The following is a 19,224-nucleotide window of genomic DNA, read 5'->3' on the forward strand; positions in this document are numbered from 1 at the left end:
AGTTTTTTTGTGGGAGGTGTGGGAGGTGTGGGAGGTGTGGGAAGATAGTGAAGAAATCTTTCCCCCCTGCACCCTGCACCCCTGCGGTCTTGATGATCAGTCTTTTACAGGACACGATATCACTCTGCATCTATGCCTAATTCTTGTAGCTTTGCTAATAATGCGGCTTGACGCTGACGTTCAATTTCCAATTGTGCGATCGCATCATCAGCACGTTGGCGTTCTTGTTCCGCACGTTGATGTTCTTGTTCCGCGCGTTGGCGTTCTTGTTCGGCTTGTTCGGAACTCCACAGCAACAAATTACCTGCTTCATCCCACCATCGCAACCAATAAATATTCATCCCTAAGCGAGTTCCGCGCCAAATTCCTAAAAACAATTCCAATTCAGGAATCCAAAAGTGTCCTGATTCTGTTGGTTGTTGCACAACATATCGCCCATTTTCCAGACGCAGAACTTCTAAGCTGACTTCGTAAGGATTAAAAATTACATAAACGGGAACTTGTAATATTTGTTCGTAAAAATAGAGTTTCCCATAGGGAAAAGTGGGACGAATTGAATATTCGCCGTTATCGGTATCTGATAAAAATTCCATCACCACAGCCACATTTTCACCTTCGATGTTGGGTGTGTAGCTGCGCCGAATCACACCTGTACCCACTGGTGACACACGGGGTATATATAGCCAATCAGGTGCTTTAACAACGGTTTTTTGATTAATACTAGCAACGATGCCAAAGTTAGATGCAACTAGCATCTCTGGTTGAATGCGATTGGCTGTAGCTAATGCTTCTGTTAAAGCTGCTGCTAAAAAAGGCTGTTGAATATTTTCCACTGGATCATCGGGCAGAATAAAATCATCTGGGAGTTTTTCCCAAGTGACAACAGGGTTTTGGCGCTGAGGTGCGGCTAGAACCATGATAGATAAAATGTCGCTTGTGGACTTGGAAGCTCATGCAAATATTTTACAGTGCTTTTTCGATAGCTTACCCCTGTACCCAGTCCCAAGAAAGTTACTTTTATCTCTAGTTAGGGAACTCTAGCAATTAAGGTTTTGTTTTATAAGGACTTCTCATGGATAAATCCATTGTTCAGTTAGTTGACGAGTTACCCAGCGACAATATTACAGTCAAAGTTCTCAAAGCCCTGGATTATGTAGCGCCGGGGCAATGGGATAATTTGGTGGGATTTGATAATACTGTGCGTGCGATTACTGGTGAAACTGATGCAAATGTGATTCAACGAATCCGCGATCGCGCCGATAGCATATACTTAGATCCACAAAACGGCTATCAAGCGGCTGTCAAACTATATCAAGTCATCGACAAAGCCGATGCAGCAATGGGAACTGCGGCTTTAGCTAACAAAGTGGGCGAAAAAATTAGTTTTCTCTCGTTTTTAGGTAACATTACGCCCAAAGCCGATGTCACCCAAACAATTGACTTAGTTCTCAAAATTGCTGTCGAAATCATCGCCTTCTGTAAAATCAATGGAATTCCCCAACCGAACCCCCAAGAATTTGCCAATACCTTAGCAAATAACTATCAAAATGCTTCCCTGATGCGGATGGCAGCTTTGGTATGTATCGATGGTATTTTACCTTTAGGCCCCGACTTTTTAATTAAAATTCAGGAAATTATTGGCGGTGCTAATGCTAATGATGCGATCGCCCAAAACCCTGTCTTCCAAGCTGTTAATAGTTCTTTACCTGGGAATAGTCCAGCTGATAAGGTTGGTTTTCTTTCCCAAGCTTTTAACTCAGTCCAAGGCTGGATGAATGGCCTTGTCGCTAAGACAGGAATCACGCCACAGTCAGTTGCTAGTGGTTTGAGTAGTTTTGTGCAGATTGCTGATGATAATTTAGACTTTGTAGCCGCAGTTTTAGATCAAACTACAAATTATTTTGAGCATACAGGTATTCAAACTGTTGCCCGCACCATCATTTTACAAGCTCACACTCTAGTCAAAGCTGAAATTGCTGAAGAAGCCAAAAAACCACAAAAACAAGATACCGCATCTGCAACCAAATCTAAATCAGATACCAGCCAGTATGCAGTAAATAGCACGGTAGAAGTCTGGGACGAAGAAGACGAAGAATGGTACAAAGCCACAATTCAGAAAATTAAAGACGACCAATTCTATATCAATTACATTGGCTATGGCTCATCTTCTGATGAGTGGGTTGGTGAACAAGATATTCGGATTCGTGATATTGAATCATCCGATGATAATGGATTTGCTGTAGGTCAAAAAGTCAAATGTTGGGATGACGAAAACGAAGAATGGTATACTGCCACAATTGAAGAAATTCGCGGTCAGCAATACTTTGTGCATTATGCTGGTTATGACTCATCTTATGATGAGTGGCTTGATTTAGAAGAAATTTGCTAATACAGTAGTAACGTCTCCACACATATCTTGCACCAGGCGACTGAAGTCGCGGCTATACAGGCAAAACCTACCTGCGCGGGTTTCAAAAGATTATTTTTACCTTAGTCCGCGCAGGCGGACTACCCTGCGGGAAGCCCTTCGGGTTCAGCAGTGAGGGAGTCGGGAAACCCGCCCAACGCACTGCTTCACCGCTTGCGCGTCTACGTTTGTTTAGCCGCGAATTCCATTCGCCAAGGCTAGGTGCAAGATGTGAATCTACATAGTTTTGGGTTTTACTTAACTAACAAAATTCCTTCAGTTACAAGACGTGTAATTAAGGGAATAATATCACCCTCTAAATCTAAATCGGGTGACCAATCAGCAATATCAAATAAACTAAATTCATCACAATTGAATAAATTTTCTACTAATTTTTCTGGTATACCTTTAAGGTCAATTTGTTTAGAACCAACCCGCACTTGATATTGTGTATCATCAATTTGTTTAATCCGAATTCGATGCAGTGGCGACCAAATAAACTGAGTTGTAAATAAATTCGGAAAAATATTAGTTCCCATTTGAGCGGGTAAACTAACTAATAGCTGCGGTTGATGTTGATAATTGAGCGATTCTATATATCTTTGTAAAATATCAGGTTGCTGTAAAGTTTCAATTAAATGCTGACGTAATGCACTTAACTGTTCTTCTATCACATTTGTATTGCTATTAGCGATCGCGGGTAAACTTTGCCGCCAACTGACATTTTCGCATAAATCTTTGATCAGCCAATCAAGCCAATCAAGTCCTGTTTGACATTCAATCCCAACAGTCAGATGAAGAGATGGCTGTTCGCAAGCCACAGCATAGTGCCAATGTCCTTTAGGGATGTACAATAAATCTCCAGCCTGCAACACACATTCTAAATAAGGCGGCTGTTGTGGTTGCTGCTGTTTTGATGATGGCATATCTGCGGTAGGATATAAAACTGTTGGTTCATAAACAAACCATTGTTTTTCACCCTCAATTTGCAAAATAAAGACATCATGAGTGTCGTAGTGACAATCAAACCCTTGCTGTTTGGCTGGCGAACAATATAAATTAACGTGGGTTTCATAGCCAATTTCATGGCGCATATTTGCTGCGAGTTCAGCGACAGCCGGTATTCGATGATGTACACCATTGATAATTAGTGTAGCGCCTTGACGCAGGCGATCGCTCCATTCTTGCCGATTCCGTGTCTCTGGCAAAGACTTGCCATTCATTGAAAAGCGTAAATCTGGTTCTTTGAGTTTGTGATAATTCAACAGTTCATTCAAATCTTTCCACGAAAAAATTTTTTGCCATCTTTGACAATTCTCCGTAGAAAGATGAATTGCTTTTTTTGTCCAGAACTCCGTAAAAAATTTATCTACTGGAAAGTTTGCTAGTAGTTCTTGTAAAGTTTTCATATCATATTAATATTGTCAAAAACTGCTTTCAATTCATCAATATAGTTATTAATAAAAAATGGGCAGGATATAGCAGTTCTATTTGATATATGAACAAAAGAAATCACAGAGATGTTGGTAAATTATTTAGAATTGCTATATCAATCAATGCCCCTGACAAAATTACCAAACTCAGAAATTTAATTCTAAGCCAACTTAATTATGATTAGCTTTTTAGTCACAAATGCTAATCGTCATCATCATCATCTCCACTGTCACTATTACTATTGCTGTTGCTATTGCTGTTGCTATTGCTGTTGCTGTTGCTATTACTGTTGCTATTGCTGTTACTGTTGCTGTTGCTATTACTGTTGCTATTGCGGTTGCGTCTGCGACCGCGCTCACTATTATCCGCTAAGATTAGTTCAGCAGATTCGCTACCTGCTAAGTCAACTACACCAAATTCAATGAAAGATGTAGATTTTAACTCAGATTGTGATGCAAGATTAGCAGCCTGAACAGATTGACTTCCTACAGGTAAAAACAAGCCGAAACTAGCACCGACGAGTAAACCAAGAATAATTTTAGGATTCATGTGCAACTCTTTATTAAGTACAAGATAGACTAGTAGTCAGAAAGCAAGCTGAAATTTCTTGTTTCTTCCTTAATGTCTATACTTGAACTTATGGATGAAAAAAATATGAATAACTGATGAGAAGATTCTCATCTACTTTTTGATATAGATATTTCATTTAAATAGCACAAGATTAGATAATTTTTTCGCATTCAGTCCGAGTAGGGGATGTAATTTACCATCCTGGAGATAGATAATTTTAGTAATTGCAAACTTCTATCGCATAACACTGAATTTTAGCCAGAGTATCCTGGAATTCTGGTAATCAAAAATACTGTGTTATAAAAATAACATTATTTATAATACTTAGTAATTCTGTTAATTTATACCTAAAAGGCTTGCCGAGTAACAAGACTCGTAGACTAGACTAGTAGCACAAGAGAACAATTTGCGAGGAAAATATGATGAGCGATCGCGACTATACATTAATCCTAGATAAAAGCGGTAGTATGTCTACACCTGACCAAGCTGGTGGTAGAAGCAGATGGGATATAGCGCAAGAGTCTACTCTGGCTTTAGCACGAAAATGCGAACAATTTGACCCTGACGGCATCACTGTATATGTATTTTCTGGCCGATTCAAGCGTTACGACGATGTGACATCAGCTAAAGTTTTACAGATTTTTCAAGAAAATGACCCTGCTGGTACTACCAACTTGGCTGGTGTACTCCAGGATGCAACCAATAATTATTTTCAACGTAAAGCCGCAGGGAAAACCAAACCCAACGGTGAAACAATATTAGTAATTACTGATGGTGAACCTGATGATCGCAAAGCTGTATTTGAAGTAATTATTCAAGCATCTCGTCAAATGGAACGAGATGAAGAATTAGCCATTTCTCTGATTCAAGTAGGCTCAGATGCTCAAGCAACTAAGTTTCTCAAAGCTTTAGATGATCAATTGCAAGGTGTTGGTGCAAAATTTGATATCTGCGATACCATCACTTTAGACGATTTAGAAGAAATGAGTCTTGCTGATGTCTTGATGAATGCAATTACCGATTGAGTTGTTAATAGTCAATAGTCAATGATTAGTAAATTTCTTAGTTTTACCAAATGACAAATGACTAATAACCAATAACTAATAACTAATTGGAGAACTTAATTATGCTAGACAGCCGAGATTATACTCTAATTATTGACAAAAGTGGTAGCATGGCAACCCCAGACCAAAAAGGTGGAAGAAGTCGCTGGGTTGCAGCCCAAGAATCGACTTTGGCTTTAGCCAGTAAATGTGAACAATTTGACCCCGATGGGATTACTGTTTATGTGTTTTCGGGAAGATTTAAGCGTTATGAAAATGTCACTACTAGTAAAGTTACACAAATCTTCCAAGAAAATGATCCATCAGGAACAACCGATTTAGCCGCAGTTTTAAAACATGCCACTGATGATTATTTTCAACGGAAAGCGGCAGGGACAACAAAGCCCAATGGCGATACAATTTTAGTAGTAACTGATGGTGAACCAGACGATCGCAAAGCAGTAATGCGAGTCATTATAGAAGCTTCGCGGCGGATGGATAGAGATGAAGAACTCGGAATTTCCTTTATTCAAGTTGGCACAGATCCCCAAGCAACTCGGTTTCTGAAAGTATTAGATGATGAATTGCAAGGTGCTGGGGCAAAATTCGATATCTGTGACACCATTACAATGGAAGATATGGAAGATTTAAGTTTATCCGAAGTTTTGCTCAACGCCATTAACGATTAGGCTCATAATTCAGCACTATGATTATTTTATCCGCGTGCATTTCTGTGCATCTGCGGTTAACTTTCATTTTAGCGATCGCTCACAAATAAAAGTAACAAAAATGGACTCTATTGATAAACTATTAGCTCAAATCAAAGCGGAATATGATCCCGCCAAACCCGCGCCTACACCACAACAACCAAAACCAGATATAGTTACGCCATTCATTTCTACACCGCTATCTAAGTCACAGTCGATTATCGATAATATTTTGGCTGATGTAAAAGCCGATATCGAAGCGCAAGCCGCAGCCGAAGAATTGCAAAGACAGCAAGAACTAGAACAAGAACGCATCCGCCAAGAACAAATCAAAGCTCAACAATTAGAACTTTTACAAAAACAAGCCAAAGAATGGTTAGATAAATTAGATCCTTTCTCTCCCGAAGGATTATGGTTTGAAAAATTTGCTGAAGCCTACCCCTCAAAATTAGCCGCAGCAGTTGAATATTTACAGACTAATTAAATTTTCCTAACATATCTGATTACTAATATATCTAATTTGTTTACTCAACCAAACTACCATCTTCCTTGTCCCTAAATAATAGGGATGTTTTTGAATTGGAATATTCTATTCTGAATTCCGAATTCTAACTCCTGAATTCTGTTGTAAATGTTCAACAGCCCAGTCGTGCATTGCATAAAGAATTGGTTTCAGACTTTCCCCCAAAGTTGTGAGGGAATATTCTACTTTGGGAGGGATTTCAGCATAAACTTGTCGATGTACTATGCCATCTTCTTCCATTTCTCTGAGTTGCTGAGTCAACATTTTTTGCGTGATTCCCGGTAAACTGCGTTGCAATTCACCAAAACGTTTGACACCAGTTATTAATTCTCGAATAATTAAAACTTTCCAGCGTCCACCAATTACTTTGAGGGTAGTTTCTACTTCACAAGTTAACCTGCGATCGCTTTCTGCTTCTGCTTTCATAGTAACTTTTTAGTCAGTAATTATATATAGTCATCCTAAATGATTTAAAAACATCTCCCTCCCTTGTCTCATTTACTCACAAAAAATCAAACCAGACTCCCATAATCCCAAGCAGCTGCAAAAAAATCACGTTCACACAGCATAGCGTAACGGTAAGTTGAATGAACCAAAGCGTGATTTGTGGCGTAGTTATCCACCAAACTTTCTAATTGCTGAGTTAGTGGTTGAAAATCTGCACTACTGTAAGTCCGAATCCAATCTGCATATTGATGATGGGGGATACCATGACAAGCTAACTGTTCCCCCAAAAAAGCATACAAACGCATACAAGGTGACATCGCCGCAGCAATTATCCCAACATCACTACTCCAAGCTGTAGCTAACAAAAAATCTGTGTAACGGCGGGTAGCTGCGCCTAGTTCTACAGAGTGTAAATTAACTCCCCACTTGGCTGCATAGCTTTGATGTAATTGCAACTCGGCTAAAACTCCACCGACTAAATTGTGAAATATATTAAAACCTTTCCAGTCTGGTACTTTAGCTGCGGCGATGCTATAAGCACGGGCAAAAGCTTCTAAGAAAAAAGCATCTTGTCCCACATAGTAAGCAAATTTAGACGGTTCAAGTGTACCATCAGCGATACCTTGTACAAAAGGATGCTCTAGACAAGCTTGACCTAAATCTTGATTTGCCACCCATAATTCATGAGATAAAGTCATGAGTCATTTGTTGTCAATACAGTGAAAGAGGCAGAAGATAAATCTGCCTCCGGTTAGACTGCTTAAGCAGTTCAGTAATATTTCCATAATTGATTGTGACACGTATGTATTGTAATTTCCAACGCTTATGCAACACTGGGTTAAATTTCATTACAGGTTACAGGTTATCTGTATGATGGACTAAATTACACTACGCATACCAAAAGATTTGCTTTGCAAACAAACCCAGGAGAGACATAGTTAATACTACGCCTCTCCTGGTTTCAGAGTATGGATGTCCCTCACACTAGCGGTTCGGAACTCTGGAAGATTTGGACAAACTTTAGTCAAACCGAACTCTGTGTAGCTTGTTTTTTAGTCACCTACCAACAACCAGCACTAGCAACGTATCAGGACAAGCTGTTGTACTTTTACGCTCTGTATTTTATGGGTGCTAGTAATCTTTGATTCGCAAAGTCAGGACTTGTGGACAATTAAAAATTAAAAATCCAATTTCTGGTTTTTAATTTTTAATTTCTCCATTGCTAGTTTTAATTTGTGGTTTGCGCTGCTAACATCTGCTTCAGCTTTTCTAGTTCAGATGCCCAACGGGGATCTGGACGAATTGCATCCGAGTCTGCTGTGGTAGTAGTTTCGCGTCCACCACCGCTACGCTTAGACTTCTTAGAACCTTTGTCACGGCGATTCCCTTCTTTATTGCTGCTAGGAGTGGGGTTGCTGGCAGCTTTTGGCGCTTGTTCTTCGCCTTCATCACCCTTGGTACGGGGCAATGCTTTTTCTAGCTTAATTGGGGTATCTTTGAACAACTGACCATTATATTTTTCAATAATTTGATCAGCTTGTTCGTCATTGTTGACGGTTAAGAAACCAAAACCACGACATTTACCAGTTTTCCGGTCTTTAATTAATTTCGTGGTGACAGCATCGCCCTCATCTGCAAACACCGCTTGCAAGTCTTGGCGATCTATTTCTTCTTTTGGCAAATTGCCTATGTATAGGCGAACGGACATGAACTATACCTCCAGAGTTTAATGAACGAAGCAAGGCAAGAGAACAATCACTTGGTTTTGGCTGTTAATTAAATAGATGCTTTTGATTAAATTTGCCATAAACCAATTTTTTTACTCCAAACTGTCAACTTATACAATACAGTTTTTCGTTTGGATAAAGCTTGTATATTACAAAAGCGCATACAACGCTCAGTTAATACCACCTTAATTCTAAAATTTGTAAATTTATTAGCCTACTGTCTGCCACAGTAAACATTTTTTTTTGATGTCCTTGCCCGCAGAATTCAACACCATTCCTTACATTATCACGGTATCTTCTACGTAGCTAGTTCAGAACACACATTTCCGATTATATTGCGAATTAATAGTAACATAAAATACATTTTTTTCTCAAGAGCGAATATCTGAAACAAAAACCAGCCATTGGCTGGTCTAGCTGCTGCTGTGTTGGGAGGATAAAAGAGGCACTGGCGCAAGCATCTAACAACAATTACTTAGCCGGAATGCTAAGTTATGCTGGTTGTTAAATATATTGTTAATAAATGTAACACTTGTAAAGAAATGTTGCAAGTTTTGTTTTTGCAGGAGTTACGCATAAAGGTTGTCTGTTGAGGATGGGTTTAAGGGTGTACGGGTGTATGGGTTTTGAACCTACTCCCAACTTATTCAAATCTGACTAGTACAGGTCGGCGGAAATGAAGATACCATTTCAAGTTAGTGAAAAGCTTGTGTTCTCAGCTTTTTGACTTTTAACTTTTAACTTTTAACTTTTGCCTTGTTGTACTAGCCTATGAGAAAAATATAAGCACCCCAAGCTTGGGCGGCTACGGCTAAGATGGTAGACCAAATGGGATGAGGGCTGGAAATGGTGGTTCCTGTTTGAGTTTGGACGGTGTGGATATCCAGCCAAGGTGTTGCGCCGCGACGAAACCAGCCTGTGACAGTAATTTGCCTACCAATTAAATCTTGCAGTTGGTTTTTCTGCCCCAAGCATAGCCAAGGAACGTGGTGTAATTTCACTAAGCCTGTACTGGATTGTAAGATTAAGTCTTGGGCAAGAGCGTTGGCTGTACCGGGACGACCTAATAATTTGCCAGCCAGACAAACAATATTGCTATCAATGGGGATGGCAGATGGATTGGCTAACAAGTTCGGTAAACTTTGATCAGCTTGCCCAGTCGCAGTTTTGAGATTTGGGAAAAAACTATTCATCCGAATGACCAAACCAATGCTAAAACCAATCAGTAGGCAACCACTGACAAAATTCCAATCTTCATAAATCCATTTCAAGTTTAAAAATTTGAGACTAAAAGCTGTTTGCCAACTCAGCCAAATCAACCCCGCAAAACCAAAACCTACGGGAATGCCTAAAAAGGGAGAGATTTGTAGTAAGAATGATTGGCGTGTAGTTTTAATAAACTGTTCGCTGCTGAGGTGCAGTTCGGTTTCTATGTGCCAGTGACGGGCGATTTGACACAGCCATTGAATGCGCTGACCGATGGGTGGATGGCTATTGTTAATGGCTAACCAGTGACGATAGGGATTGAGATAATCCCAGAACAATGCGGATTCAAAGGGAATATGCCCGGCAATGCTACCCAAAGATAAACTTTGTTGATAGCTGATGGGCATGAGCAGATTCAAACTTTCGAGCTGACAATTGGTGTGTTGTACTTGTTGAATGTCATGAGCAATGCCGATCGCAATTTTTAAGAAAGCCCGAATTAATGCGTTAGGATTACCAGTGATTTCGGCTGCTAGGCGATCGCTATAATAATGACGTGAGCGCGACAACCATAAAGCTGTCCCAGTCAATAAACACCAGATTCCATAAGTCAGACTGGAAAATATATTAAACGGCCACTGCCAAAAACCGGGAGGAACATTGTTTCCCCACTGAGATATTTGCTGATATAAGCGATAAATCGGCAAAGTCAGCAGCAATACCAACGACATCACTAAATAATCACCGTGGGCAATGTGTCCCAATTGAGTAGCATAAATCACGGCAATTTCATCATCTGCCAGTTGATTTAATAGTCCTTGACTGACGACAATTCGCGCATTACGAGGCAGATTGCCATAAGTGAAAGCAATGGGTGTATTAATGGGGATAATTCGCAGATGGGGTAATTGCCAACGTTTTTGCTGACAGTAACGTTGCAGGACTCTGGCTGTTTCTCGGCTGCGGCTGTGTAAGATATCTTTTGATAGGGGTTGCTGACTACAAAACTGCCCTAATAACCAATCAAGTAACCAAGGGGAAACCGCACTGGCGATCATTAAAATGCCAATTACTACTAGCTTGGGGTCACAGTAGAAAAACTGCAATGGTTCTAAATACGGCAACTTGTCTAAAATGAGGTTTACCGAGACCATTGCTGACTTGAAAAAGAAGTCTATCACCCAAAACAAAGCCACAAGACTTCCCAGGGCTTTTAACCGTAAGGGCAGTAATTTCGGTTTACGTAGAGGTTGCCAGACTTTGGCGCGTTTTGCTTGTCGCCAGTAAATATTTAATCGCTGAGTTGGTGTATATTCAGCCGATTCTATAAATTGATTTTGTGATCCGACAGGCGTTTCGATAAAAGTATTTTGATAATTCCCTGATTGTGCGGTTTTTTCCAGCACAGGCTGTTGGACTCGTCTGGATGACACCGCCGATGAATTGCCGGAGTTGGTCGGTTGTTTTGATGTTTGTGAAGATACTTTTTTTGTTTTTTTACGTTTTGTTAAATGTGTCAGAGCGCGTTCAGCCCACTCTTGAACTTGGGGATTTTGGCTATCTCTGAGAGTTTGACACAAAGCGATCGCCTTGCGGGCTTCACCAGTGCGGGCATAAGCCATAACTAACCCCACACGAGCTTGTAAGCTAGTCGTGCTATTGCCTTTACTACTAGCCACAGGTTCGAGTTGAGCGATCGCTGTTTGGTAATCTCCCTGCTTGAGGGCAGTTAAACCAGCCTCCAAAGATGATTCAGCGCGTGAAGGCATAGAATTTCTGGCACTCCAATCTCTGCTAACTGACAGAATAAGGTAAAAGGTAAAAGGAAAAAGGCAAAAGTAAAGAAGAACAAAGTCGCTCACCAGTCCCTAGACTGCTGCGCCTTGCGTTTGAGATATAAGATTTTCTTTTTACTTTTCACTTTTAGCTTTTGACTTTTGATCCACGGTGATATAACAACGCGACCCCGCGATGCCGTGGACATCAACTATACCCGATAAATAGAACTCAGGAGTCAGAATCTAGAACTCAGTAGCCAGAAGTCAGGAGTCAGAATGAATTTATTCTGACTTCTGCATTCTGTTTCAAGATTCCACTGATGATTGACCATAAAATACCGGGGCGATCGCGCTTAATTTTAAATCTGGATGGTCTTCTAGTAACTGATGACAATTCCATTCATTGCGGAATAGTAACACTGGCCGATCCATACTGTCTTTGACTGTGGTGGTGTTAAATAAACGTCCCACCTTGTTCAAAGCTTCCCAACCACCTTCTACCCAACGGGCGACGCTGTAGGGTAATAAATCGAGAATTGTTTCTACGCCATACTCGTTCTGTAGGCGAAACTGCACCACTTCAAATTGCAACTGACCCACCGCCGCCAAAATTGGTTCGCGTTTAGCTTCATCAGTTGAGTACATAATCTGCACAGCACCTTCTTCGCGCAATTCCGAAATCCCTTTTTGAAATTGCTTAAACTTTGAGGGGTTGGGGTTTCTGAGGGTGGCAAACAGTTCTGGTGAAAAATATGGAATTCCCTCGTATTCCAATTTCTGCCCTGTGTAAATGGTATCGCCGATCGCAAATACGCCGGGATTGTTTAAGCCGATGACATCACCTGGATATGCGACATCAATCGATTCCCGTTCTTGGGCAAAGAGTTTTTGCGGACGCGATAAACGTACGGCTTTGCCTGTGCGGGCGTGATTGACTGTCATATCTTTTTCAAATCTGCCAGTGCAGACCCGGACAAATGCGATGCGATCGCGGTGTTTTGGATCCATGTTGGCTTGCAATTTGAACACAAAACCCGAAAACTCAGAATATGTGGGCGGAACTTCCCCAACGCTGCTATTGTGAACGCCTGGTTTTAAGGCATAGTCGAGAAAAGACTTGAGGAATAACTCTACGCCAAAGTTGGTCATGGCGCTACCAAAGAACACTGGGGTCATTTGACCTTGATGCACTAATTCCAAATCTAATTCCGGGCCGACTCCCTCTAACAGTTCCAAGTCATTTTTGAGTTGGTGGTACAAGTCTTCTTCTAGCAGCTGTTCAATTGTGGCATCACCCAAGTCAACAACAGTATCACGGGCTTCTTTGCTACCGTGGGCGCTGCGTTCAAACAAGTGAATTTGTTGCTGCTGACGATCAAATACACCCTTAAAGCGATCGCCCATCCCAATCGGCCAATTCACAGCATAAGTCTGCAACCCTAGTTCCTGTTCAATTTCATCTAACAGTTCTAACGGTTCTCTACCCGGACGGTCGAGTTTATTCACAAAGGTGAAAATCGGCAAACCCCGCAATTTACATACTTCAAATAATTTCCGGGTTTGCGGTTCCAAACCTTTCGCCACATCAATTAACATCACCGCATTATCAGCAGCAGCCAGAGTCCGGTAAGTATCTTCGCTAAAATCTTGGTGTCCGGGGGTGTCTAATAAATTAATCTGACAGCTTTGGTACTCAAACTGTAAAACCGTCGAAGTAATCGAAATACCCCGTTGCTGTTCCATCGCCATCCAGTCGGAAGTAGCCTTGCGCTGCGCCCGTCGTGCTTTCACCGCACCAGCTTCGTGAATTGCACCTCCGTACAACAGTAGCTTTTCTGTCAGCGTCGTTTTCCCCGCGTCAGGGTGAGAAATAATCGCAAAATTGCGTCGCTGTTCTACGGCTTGATAAAGTTCTGACTGAATTTCAGTTGACATAATTGACCTAAATGTATTAACTACCCTTGTTAATTTACTTAACTTAATTTTTCTCTACTTTAGTAAGTCTTTTAATCTTAAAACAACGAGGCTCGTGATAGGGTCAGAAAGTGCTGAGTCATTGGTCATTGGTCATTAGTTCTTATCTCTATCTTCAATACTCTAGCCCCCAGCCTCTAAACCTTCAAAGGAAACAAGTATGTACGACCCAGATAAACGCAAGATTTTCTCTGCCTTGTGTCACGGAGCGATTTTCTTCAGTACGCTGTTTATGTCTGTGGGGATACCGATCGCTATGTTATTCATTGCTAATGATCCGGTAGTCCTAGAAAATGCCAAAGAATCTATTAATTTTCACCTGAATGTTTGGATTTATGGAATTATTATTACAGCATTGCTCTGGTTAACTTTTGGTTTGTTATTCCCTCTAGTATTCCTCGGATATGCGCTGCATTGGGGATTAACAATTTGGGCGATCGCCAGTGTGCTTACCAAGCCAGACCAACCCTTCCGCTATCCCTTCATTTTCCGTGTTCTATAACACAGCCAGGGTAATTGCTAATAAAAACTTGAATATTGTTAACAAAAACATTTGCAAAACTTTCTGCGGTTTAATGTTTTTAGATCAGAATTAAAAATTAATATCTCTCTGCCCAAACTGTTAGCTAGATGAAGTAGCAACCAAGTTGTAGAATACAAAATTGCCCCACAGCTTCATCAAGAGTAGGGCAAAGGACAGTTAAGCACTGTTTGTAGTTTGTCTGACAGTAGTAGAGTTTTTCTCTACTTTTGTGCCGCTTTGACTTGTGTCCATTACATCGTTTCCTTGACAAAAACTATGTTTCCCATACAACGTCCCCGTCGTTTGCGTAGCCACCCCCAACTGCGTCGGATGGTACGTGAAACCATCCTCACAACCAACGATTTAATTTACCCCCTGTTTGCTGTACCAGGTGACGGAATTGCCAAGGAAGTTAAATCTATGCCGGGAGTCTACCAATTATCGGTAGACAAAATTGTGGAAGAAGCCAAAGAAGTTTACGACTTAGGCATTCCCGCCATTATTTTATTTGGCATTCCCGAAGATAAAGACGCTGATGCTACTGGTGCTTGGCATGATTGCGGAATTGTCCAAAAAGCTGCCACTGCTGTTAAAGAATCAGTTCCCGACCTGATTGTCATTGTTGATACCTGCTTGTGTGAATACACCAGTCATGGTCATTGCGGTTACTTGCAAGTGGGTGATTTAACCGGACGAGTCCTCAACGACCCCACCTTGGAATTGCTCAAGAAAACCGCCGTTTCTCAAGCCAAAGCTGGTGCAGATATCATCGCGCCTTCAGGAATGATGGATGGTTTTGTCCACGCAATTCGGACTGCATTAGATGAAGCTGGTTTCCAAGATACACCTATTTTGTCTTATGCTGCTAAGTATGCTTCCGCTTATTATGGGCCTTTCCGGGATGCGGCTGAGTCCACACCCCAATTTGGCGACAGAAGAACTTATCAAATGGATCCTGGAAATAGCCGAGAAGCCATAAAAGAAATTGAATTAGATATTGCCGAAGGTGCGGATATGCTCATGGTTAAGCCTGCGTTGGCTTACATGGATATTATTTGGCGGGTGAAGGAAGCAAGTAACTTACCTGTTGCAGCTTACAACGTTTCCGGTGAGTATTCCATGATAAAAGCTGCGGCTTTGAATGGCTGGATTGATGAAGAGCGTGTAGTTATGGAAACTTTAACTGGCTTTAAGCGTGCCGGTGCAGACTTGATTTTAACTTACCATGCCAAAGATGCAGCTAGATGGTTGCGGTAAGTGGCTTTTTCTGAGTTATCAGCAAATCTCACGCAAAAATGCAAAGGCGCAAAATATTTCTTAGTGTTTTGGTGTTTAGGCGTGGGATTATTTGTCTTTTATCCTTTATTACATCGATGGTGGAGCGATTTGTTGTCTACTTAACCAGTCGCGGAAGTGGGAATGATAAAGACTGTAATAGGTTTCGTCTGAGTTTTTTTCTTGTTGCAAGAACTCTAGCCAGTTTTCTAGAACTTCTTCAACTTCAAATTCATCTGTCTCTAGAATTTCAGCAATTGCGGCGGCTGATATTGGTTGTTGCTGCTTGACTAATTCATTCAATACCGCAAGCTTAAATTCTGAGTGTTCTTCTGGTGGCATGATTGTTTGTGAATGCTGCTGATAATATGTCTCTAAACCTGGAGGGAGTTGATTGTATTGGAATGGTTCAGAGTAGAAATTATCAGCGATCGCATTTATGATTTGACTGAGATACATAAAATTATTTTCCGATTCAGTGGTGAGGCGCGTGCAGAATTCCTGCTCACTGATATGGTGGTTATTTAGCCAATATTTTAGATCCCCCCTAGCCCCCCTTAGTAAAGGGGGAACTTTGCCCCCCTTTTCAAGGGGGGTTGGGGGGATCTCTTCTGCGGTTAGGTACTTCTGAATATAACCCTCAACATCTCGCCGATTTTCTGCCTCATAATCTGCTAAATCAAGACTTTGGAACGGTGCTTCAATTAACAAACCTGACTTTTCTGGGAAAAATGGTCGGCGGCTGAGGAGAAAATAAACCCCATCAGGAAGATAACGCGGGAGATAAAACAAATTTGCACCAGGAGATTGACTATTGCGGTCAATAAAATTTAAGCCATCAATTGCAATAACTAACTTTTGATTGGGTGCTAACCCATCACTGATTTGCTGAAGTAGCAAAGATAAAAACCAACTCCCTTGTGTAGTGTTTTCCGGTTGGTTATCTAGAGATATTATAAACATCTCTATTAATTGCGTGCAGATATTTTTTAAGAATTCCTCAGCACGATTTTTACCCGCAACTTCTACGTTGTAATAAACAACATCAGGATTATCTAGGGCATATTTAGCTAAAATTGCACTTTTACCGCTACCGGGTGCGCCAATGATAGTAAAGTAACCGCGCTGATAGCGGTGAATAAATTCATTAATTGCCGCGAAGACAAAATTGCGCCCGATAAAATTGTGGCTTTTTACGTTAATAATTTGCTGAAATTCCGTAGGGTGGCTTCTGGGATGATTAGTAGTGTGCGGTGTGGGTGGTGAATTCATAATTATGAGAATATAGTTAGCTGCTTGTCTAAGACGGTTCGCTAACATATTAGTTCAGGAATTGCGAAAAAGTATTATACTTTAATTTTTTAAATTCAAGGGACTTCCTTCCAACTTCAAAAAATGTACCCTTCCTAATGCTTCCCCAACAAAGATTTTTGTACCATCGGGTGTAACCACGCAGGAACTAATTGTAATCTCTCCAGTGAAAGTAGCAATTACTTCTCCTGTCCGCCAATTCCAAATTTTGAGTAGTCCATTGTCATGTGAACCAGAGATTGCGTAGTTGCCATCTGGGGTCACGACGACTACACGCACATTTTGATTACCATGACCGTTGAAGGTTAGTTCAATTTTCCCAGTTTGCCAATTCCAGACTTTGAGGGTACTATCATCAGAAGCAGAAATCGCGTATTGACCATCGGGGGTCATAGCAATTGAATTTACAGATTCAAGATGACCTGTTAGGGTGCGAACAATTTTCCCAGTTTGCCAATTCCAAACTTTGAGTGTGCTGTCAGATGAACCAGAAATCGCATACTTACCATCTGGCGTAATAGCGACTGCCGACACGCTGTCACTATGACCTTTTAGGGTGCGGACAATTTCCCCAGTTTGCCAATTCCAGACTTTGAGTGTGCTGTCGAATGAGCCAGAAATTGCATACTTATCATCTGGGGTAATAGCGACTGCACTTACCCCACTACTCTCATCAATGAGAGTACGTAAAATTTCTCCAGTGCGCCAATTCCAGACTTTTAGACTGTAGTCACTAGAAGCAGAAATTACATACTTGCCATCTCTAGTAATGGCAACTCCATATATCCAATGATTATGACCATTGAGAGTACGTACCACTTCTCCAGTATCCCAACTCCAGACTTTGAGTGTGCTGTCAGCAGAAGCTGAAATTGCGTAGTTTCCATCGTGGTTTGTAGTAACAGCTCGTACCCAGAAAGTGTGACCATTGTGGATATGTTCGATTTCATTGATTTGCCAGTCCCAAACTTTAAGTGTGGCATCAGCAGAAGCAGAAATCACGTACTTATTATTCGGAGTCAAGGCTAAAGCAAGTACTGAGTTACTATGGCCTTTTAGGATACGCACTACTTCTTGAGTTCGCCAATTCCAGACTAAGAAATTAGCGTCGCGTGAGCCAGAAATTATATAATTCCCATCTAAAGTAATAGCGACTGCCCATATTGTGTTATCACGCTCTGGACTACGGTTATTGAGAGTACGAATAACTTCACCAGTTTGCCAGTCCCAGACTTTGATGATACGGTCGAATGAACCAGAAATTACGTACTTTCCATCTGGGGTAATAACAACTGCTGACACGGTTTTATTATGACCTTTGAGGGTGCGGACAATTTCCCCAGTTTGCCAATTCCAAACTTTGAGTGTGCTGTCAGCAGAAGCTGAAATAGCGTACTCGCCATCTGGGGTAATAGCAACTGACCACACGCTGTTACTATGACCTTTGAGGGTGCGGACAATTTCCTCAGTTTGCCAATTCCAAACTTTGAGTGTGCAGTCATCAGAAGCTGAAATAGCGTACTTTCCATCTGGGGTAATAGCAACTGCCCCCACGCCTTCACTATGACCTTCTAGGGTGCGGACAATTTCCCCAGTTTGCCAATTCCAAACTTTGAGTGTGCAGTCACCAGATGCTGAAATAGCGTACTCGCCATTTGGGGTAATAGCGACTCCATACACTGGTTCACTATGACCATTTAGAATATGTACAACTTCTCTCTTTTGCCACTTCCAGACTATGAGTGTGCAGTCATCAGATGCTGAAATAGCGTACTCGCCATTTGGGGTAATAGTAACTGCCCTCACTAATTTACTATGACCTGTTAGAGTGCGTCGTAATGGCCCACTGGGAGCAATTAAGCTAGGTGTAAGAGGACGTAACCAGGGTTTTGTTTTCCAGCACTGTGCAACCTCCAGCATTGACTGAATTTCTGGCATTTCTTTGAAGTACAACAAGCGCCCTAACAATTGCCCTGCAAGTTGTGTTTTATCTTCTGCTAAAATATGTGCCGATAGTGATAGTGCTTCTTGTATTAATTCTAGTGATTTAATGTTTTCTGAAGGAAATTCTGTGTGCTTTGATTCTGTTGATTCTGCCAGCAAATTATAATCCTCAATGAGCGGCTGCACTCCAAAATCAGGATGGTTAATTTTTGCCTCCAGAAAATCAAAATCAGTTAGAGTTTGGTAATACTTCTCCAATTTTCCTGACTTCACCAAGCTTGAGGCTAAATTACCCAAGTAAGCACGTTGAAAAGCAGGAGTTTGTGTCGCTAATTTGTCTGCAAAACTTTCCATG

The 19,224-nt window shown here is 41.2% G+C and carries 17 protein-coding genes; 7 read left to right on the top strand and 10 right to left on the bottom strand.

Features of this window, described 5'->3' with window-relative positions; translation table 11 throughout:
• Positions 1–119: 119 nt before the first annotated feature.
• A complete protein-coding gene (locus tag H6G74_RS08400; RefSeq protein ID WP_190967233.1) occupies positions 120–917 on the bottom strand; it encodes a Uma2 family endonuclease in 798 nt (265 codons plus the stop codon).
• Positions 918–1,072: 155 nt separating this feature from the next.
• Between H6G74_RS08400 and H6G74_RS08405 the strand changes: the two genes are divergently transcribed.
• On the top strand, positions 1,073–2,389 hold the full coding sequence (locus H6G74_RS08405) for a Tudor-knot domain-containing protein (protein ID WP_190967234.1): 1,317 nt from the start codon (positions 1,073–1,075) through the stop codon (positions 2,387–2,389).
• 272 nt (positions 2,390–2,661) lie between these two features.
• On the opposite strand, the gene H6G74_RS08410 is transcribed toward H6G74_RS08405, so the two are convergent.
• Positions 2,662–3,816: a cupin domain-containing protein gene (locus H6G74_RS08410; RefSeq protein ID WP_190967235.1), complete on the bottom strand. Its 1,155-nt coding sequence runs from the start codon at positions 3,814–3,816 to the stop codon at positions 2,662–2,664.
• A gap of 226 nt (positions 3,817–4,042) precedes the next feature.
• Complete coding sequence (locus H6G74_RS08415) at positions 4,043–4,390, bottom strand: hypothetical protein (RefSeq protein WP_190967236.1); 348 nt, start codon at positions 4,388–4,390, stop codon at positions 4,043–4,045.
• Between the two features lie 440 nt (positions 4,391–4,830).
• On the opposite strand from H6G74_RS08415, the gene H6G74_RS08420 reads away from it, so the two are divergent.
• The 3 genes from H6G74_RS08420 (at position 4,831) to H6G74_RS08430 (ending at position 6,645) form a co-directional block, all read left to right on the top strand.
• Entirely contained in the window at positions 4,831–5,436 is a 606-nt protein-coding gene (locus tag H6G74_RS08420) for a vWA domain-containing protein (RefSeq protein WP_190967237.1), read from the top strand.
• A gap of 101 nt (positions 5,437–5,537) precedes the next feature.
• On the top strand, positions 5,538–6,143 hold the full coding sequence (locus tag H6G74_RS08425) for a vWA domain-containing protein (protein WP_190967238.1): 606 nt from the start codon (positions 5,538–5,540) through the stop codon (positions 6,141–6,143).
• A gap of 100 nt (positions 6,144–6,243) precedes the next feature.
• The gene (locus tag H6G74_RS08430; protein ID WP_190967239.1) at positions 6,244–6,645 is read left to right on the top strand and encodes a salt stress protein, Slr1339 family; all 402 of its coding nucleotides are present in this window, start codon (positions 6,244–6,246) and stop codon (positions 6,643–6,645) included.
• 105 nt (positions 6,646–6,750) lie between these two features.
• Here the strand turns inward: H6G74_RS08430 and H6G74_RS08435 are convergent, their stop codons facing one another.
• Both H6G74_RS08435 and H6G74_RS08440 read right to left on the bottom strand, forming a co-directional pair.
• Complete coding sequence (locus H6G74_RS08435) at positions 6,751–7,110, bottom strand: winged helix-turn-helix transcriptional regulator (protein WP_190967240.1); 360 nt, start codon at positions 7,108–7,110, stop codon at positions 6,751–6,753.
• An 86-nt stretch (positions 7,111–7,196) separates the two neighbouring features.
• On the bottom strand, positions 7,197–7,829 hold the full coding sequence (locus tag H6G74_RS08440) for a TenA family protein (protein ID WP_190967241.1): 633 nt from the start codon (positions 7,827–7,829) through the stop codon (positions 7,197–7,199).
• 270 nt (positions 7,830–8,099) lie between these two features.
• Between H6G74_RS08440 and H6G74_RS08445 the strand changes: the two genes are divergently transcribed.
• Positions 8,100–8,276, top strand: a complete 177-nt coding sequence (locus H6G74_RS08445) for a hypothetical protein (RefSeq protein ID WP_190967242.1) — start codon at positions 8,100–8,102, stop codon at positions 8,274–8,276.
• An 83-nt stretch (positions 8,277–8,359) separates the two neighbouring features.
• On the opposite strand, the gene H6G74_RS08450 is transcribed toward H6G74_RS08445, so the two are convergent.
• From H6G74_RS08450 to prfC, 3 genes are all read right to left on the bottom strand, one after another.
• Positions 8,360–8,839 (bottom strand): RNA recognition motif domain-containing protein, encoded by a 480-nt coding sequence (locus H6G74_RS08450; RefSeq protein ID WP_190967243.1) that lies wholly within the window; start codon positions 8,837–8,839, stop codon positions 8,360–8,362.
• 783 nt (positions 8,840–9,622) lie between these two features.
• Positions 9,623–11,833, bottom strand: a complete 2,211-nt coding sequence (locus H6G74_RS08455; protein WP_190967244.1) for a M48 family metallopeptidase — start codon at positions 11,831–11,833, stop codon at positions 9,623–9,625.
• A 315-nt stretch (positions 11,834–12,148) separates the two neighbouring features.
• The gene (gene prfC / locus H6G74_RS08460) at positions 12,149–13,777 is read right to left on the bottom strand and encodes a peptide chain release factor 3 (protein WP_190967245.1); all 1,629 of its coding nucleotides are present in this window, start codon (positions 13,775–13,777) and stop codon (positions 12,149–12,151) included.
• Positions 13,778–13,976: 199 nt separating this feature from the next.
• On the opposite strand from prfC, the gene H6G74_RS08465 reads away from it, so the two are divergent.
• Both H6G74_RS08465 and hemB read left to right on the top strand, forming a co-directional pair.
• A complete protein-coding gene (locus tag H6G74_RS08465; protein ID WP_190967246.1) occupies positions 13,977–14,318 on the top strand; it encodes a DUF4870 domain-containing protein in 342 nt (113 codons plus the stop codon).
• Positions 14,319–14,615: 297 nt separating this feature from the next.
• The gene (gene hemB / locus H6G74_RS08470) at positions 14,616–15,596 is read left to right on the top strand and encodes a porphobilinogen synthase (RefSeq protein WP_190967247.1); all 981 of its coding nucleotides are present in this window, start codon (positions 14,616–14,618) and stop codon (positions 15,594–15,596) included.
• A gap of 108 nt (positions 15,597–15,704) precedes the next feature.
• On the opposite strand, the gene H6G74_RS08475 is transcribed toward hemB, so the two are convergent.
• Together H6G74_RS08475 and H6G74_RS08480 are read right to left on the bottom strand one after the other, a co-directional pair.
• On the bottom strand, positions 15,705–16,934 hold the full coding sequence (locus tag H6G74_RS08475; protein ID WP_313888469.1) for an ATP-binding protein: 1,230 nt from the start codon (positions 16,932–16,934) through the stop codon (positions 15,705–15,707).
• A gap of 33 nt (positions 16,935–16,967) precedes the next feature.
• Positions 16,968–19,223 (bottom strand): beta-propeller domain-containing protein, encoded by a 2,256-nt coding sequence (locus H6G74_RS08480; RefSeq protein ID WP_190967248.1) that lies wholly within the window; start codon positions 19,221–19,223, stop codon positions 16,968–16,970.
• Position 19,224 lies beyond the last annotated feature (1 nt).

It is taken from the genome of Nostoc spongiaeforme FACHB-130 (genome assembly GCF_014698475.1).
Lineage (GTDB): Bacteria > Cyanobacteriota > Cyanobacteriia > Cyanobacteriales > Nostocaceae > Nostoc_B > Nostoc_B spongiaeforme.

Excerpts from the sequence above, each read along its gene's own strand:
- H6G74_RS08420 (WP_190967237.1), top strand. The coding sequence starts at position 4,831 with ATGATGAGCGATCGCGACTATACATTAATCCTAGATAAAAGCGGTAGT.
- H6G74_RS08400 (WP_190967233.1), bottom strand. The coding sequence starts at position 917 with ATGGTTCTAGCCGCACCTCAGCGCCAAAACCCTGTTGTCACTTGGGAA.
- hemB (WP_190967247.1), top strand. The coding sequence starts at position 14,616 with ATGTTTCCCATACAACGTCCCCGTCGTTTGCGTAGCCACCCCCAACTG.
- H6G74_RS08455 (WP_190967244.1), bottom strand. The coding sequence starts at position 11,833 with ATGCCTTCACGCGCTGAATCATCTTTGGAGGCTGGTTTAACTGCCCTC.
- H6G74_RS08475 (WP_313888469.1), bottom strand. The coding sequence starts at position 16,934 with ATGTTAGCGAACCGTCTTAGACAAGCAGCTAACTATATTCTCATAATT.
- H6G74_RS08480 (WP_190967248.1), bottom strand. The coding sequence starts at position 19,223 with ATGGAAAGTTTTGCAGACAAATTAGCGACACAAACTCCTGCTTTTCAA.
- H6G74_RS08450 (WP_190967243.1), bottom strand. The coding sequence starts at position 8,839 with ATGTCCGTTCGCCTATACATAGGCAATTTGCCAAAAGAAGAAATAGAT.
- H6G74_RS08440 (WP_190967241.1), bottom strand. The coding sequence starts at position 7,829 with ATGACTTTATCTCATGAATTATGGGTGGCAAATCAAGATTTAGGTCAA.
- H6G74_RS08405 (WP_190967234.1), top strand. The coding sequence starts at position 1,073 with ATGGATAAATCCATTGTTCAGTTAGTTGACGAGTTACCCAGCGACAAT.
- H6G74_RS08435 (WP_190967240.1), bottom strand. The coding sequence starts at position 7,110 with ATGAAAGCAGAAGCAGAAAGCGATCGCAGGTTAACTTGTGAAGTAGAA.
- H6G74_RS08425 (WP_190967238.1), top strand. The coding sequence starts at position 5,538 with ATGCTAGACAGCCGAGATTATACTCTAATTATTGACAAAAGTGGTAGC.
- H6G74_RS08415 (WP_190967236.1), bottom strand. The coding sequence starts at position 4,390 with ATGAATCCTAAAATTATTCTTGGTTTACTCGTCGGTGCTAGTTTCGGC.
- prfC (WP_190967245.1), bottom strand. The coding sequence starts at position 13,777 with ATGTCAACTGAAATTCAGTCAGAACTTTATCAAGCCGTAGAACAGCGA.
- H6G74_RS08430 (WP_190967239.1), top strand. The coding sequence starts at position 6,244 with ATGGACTCTATTGATAAACTATTAGCTCAAATCAAAGCGGAATATGAT.
- H6G74_RS08465 (WP_190967246.1), top strand. The coding sequence starts at position 13,977 with ATGTACGACCCAGATAAACGCAAGATTTTCTCTGCCTTGTGTCACGGA.
- H6G74_RS08410 (WP_190967235.1), bottom strand. The coding sequence starts at position 3,816 with ATGAAAACTTTACAAGAACTACTAGCAAACTTTCCAGTAGATAAATTT.
- H6G74_RS08445 (WP_190967242.1), top strand. The coding sequence starts at position 8,100 with ATGGATGTCCCTCACACTAGCGGTTCGGAACTCTGGAAGATTTGGACA.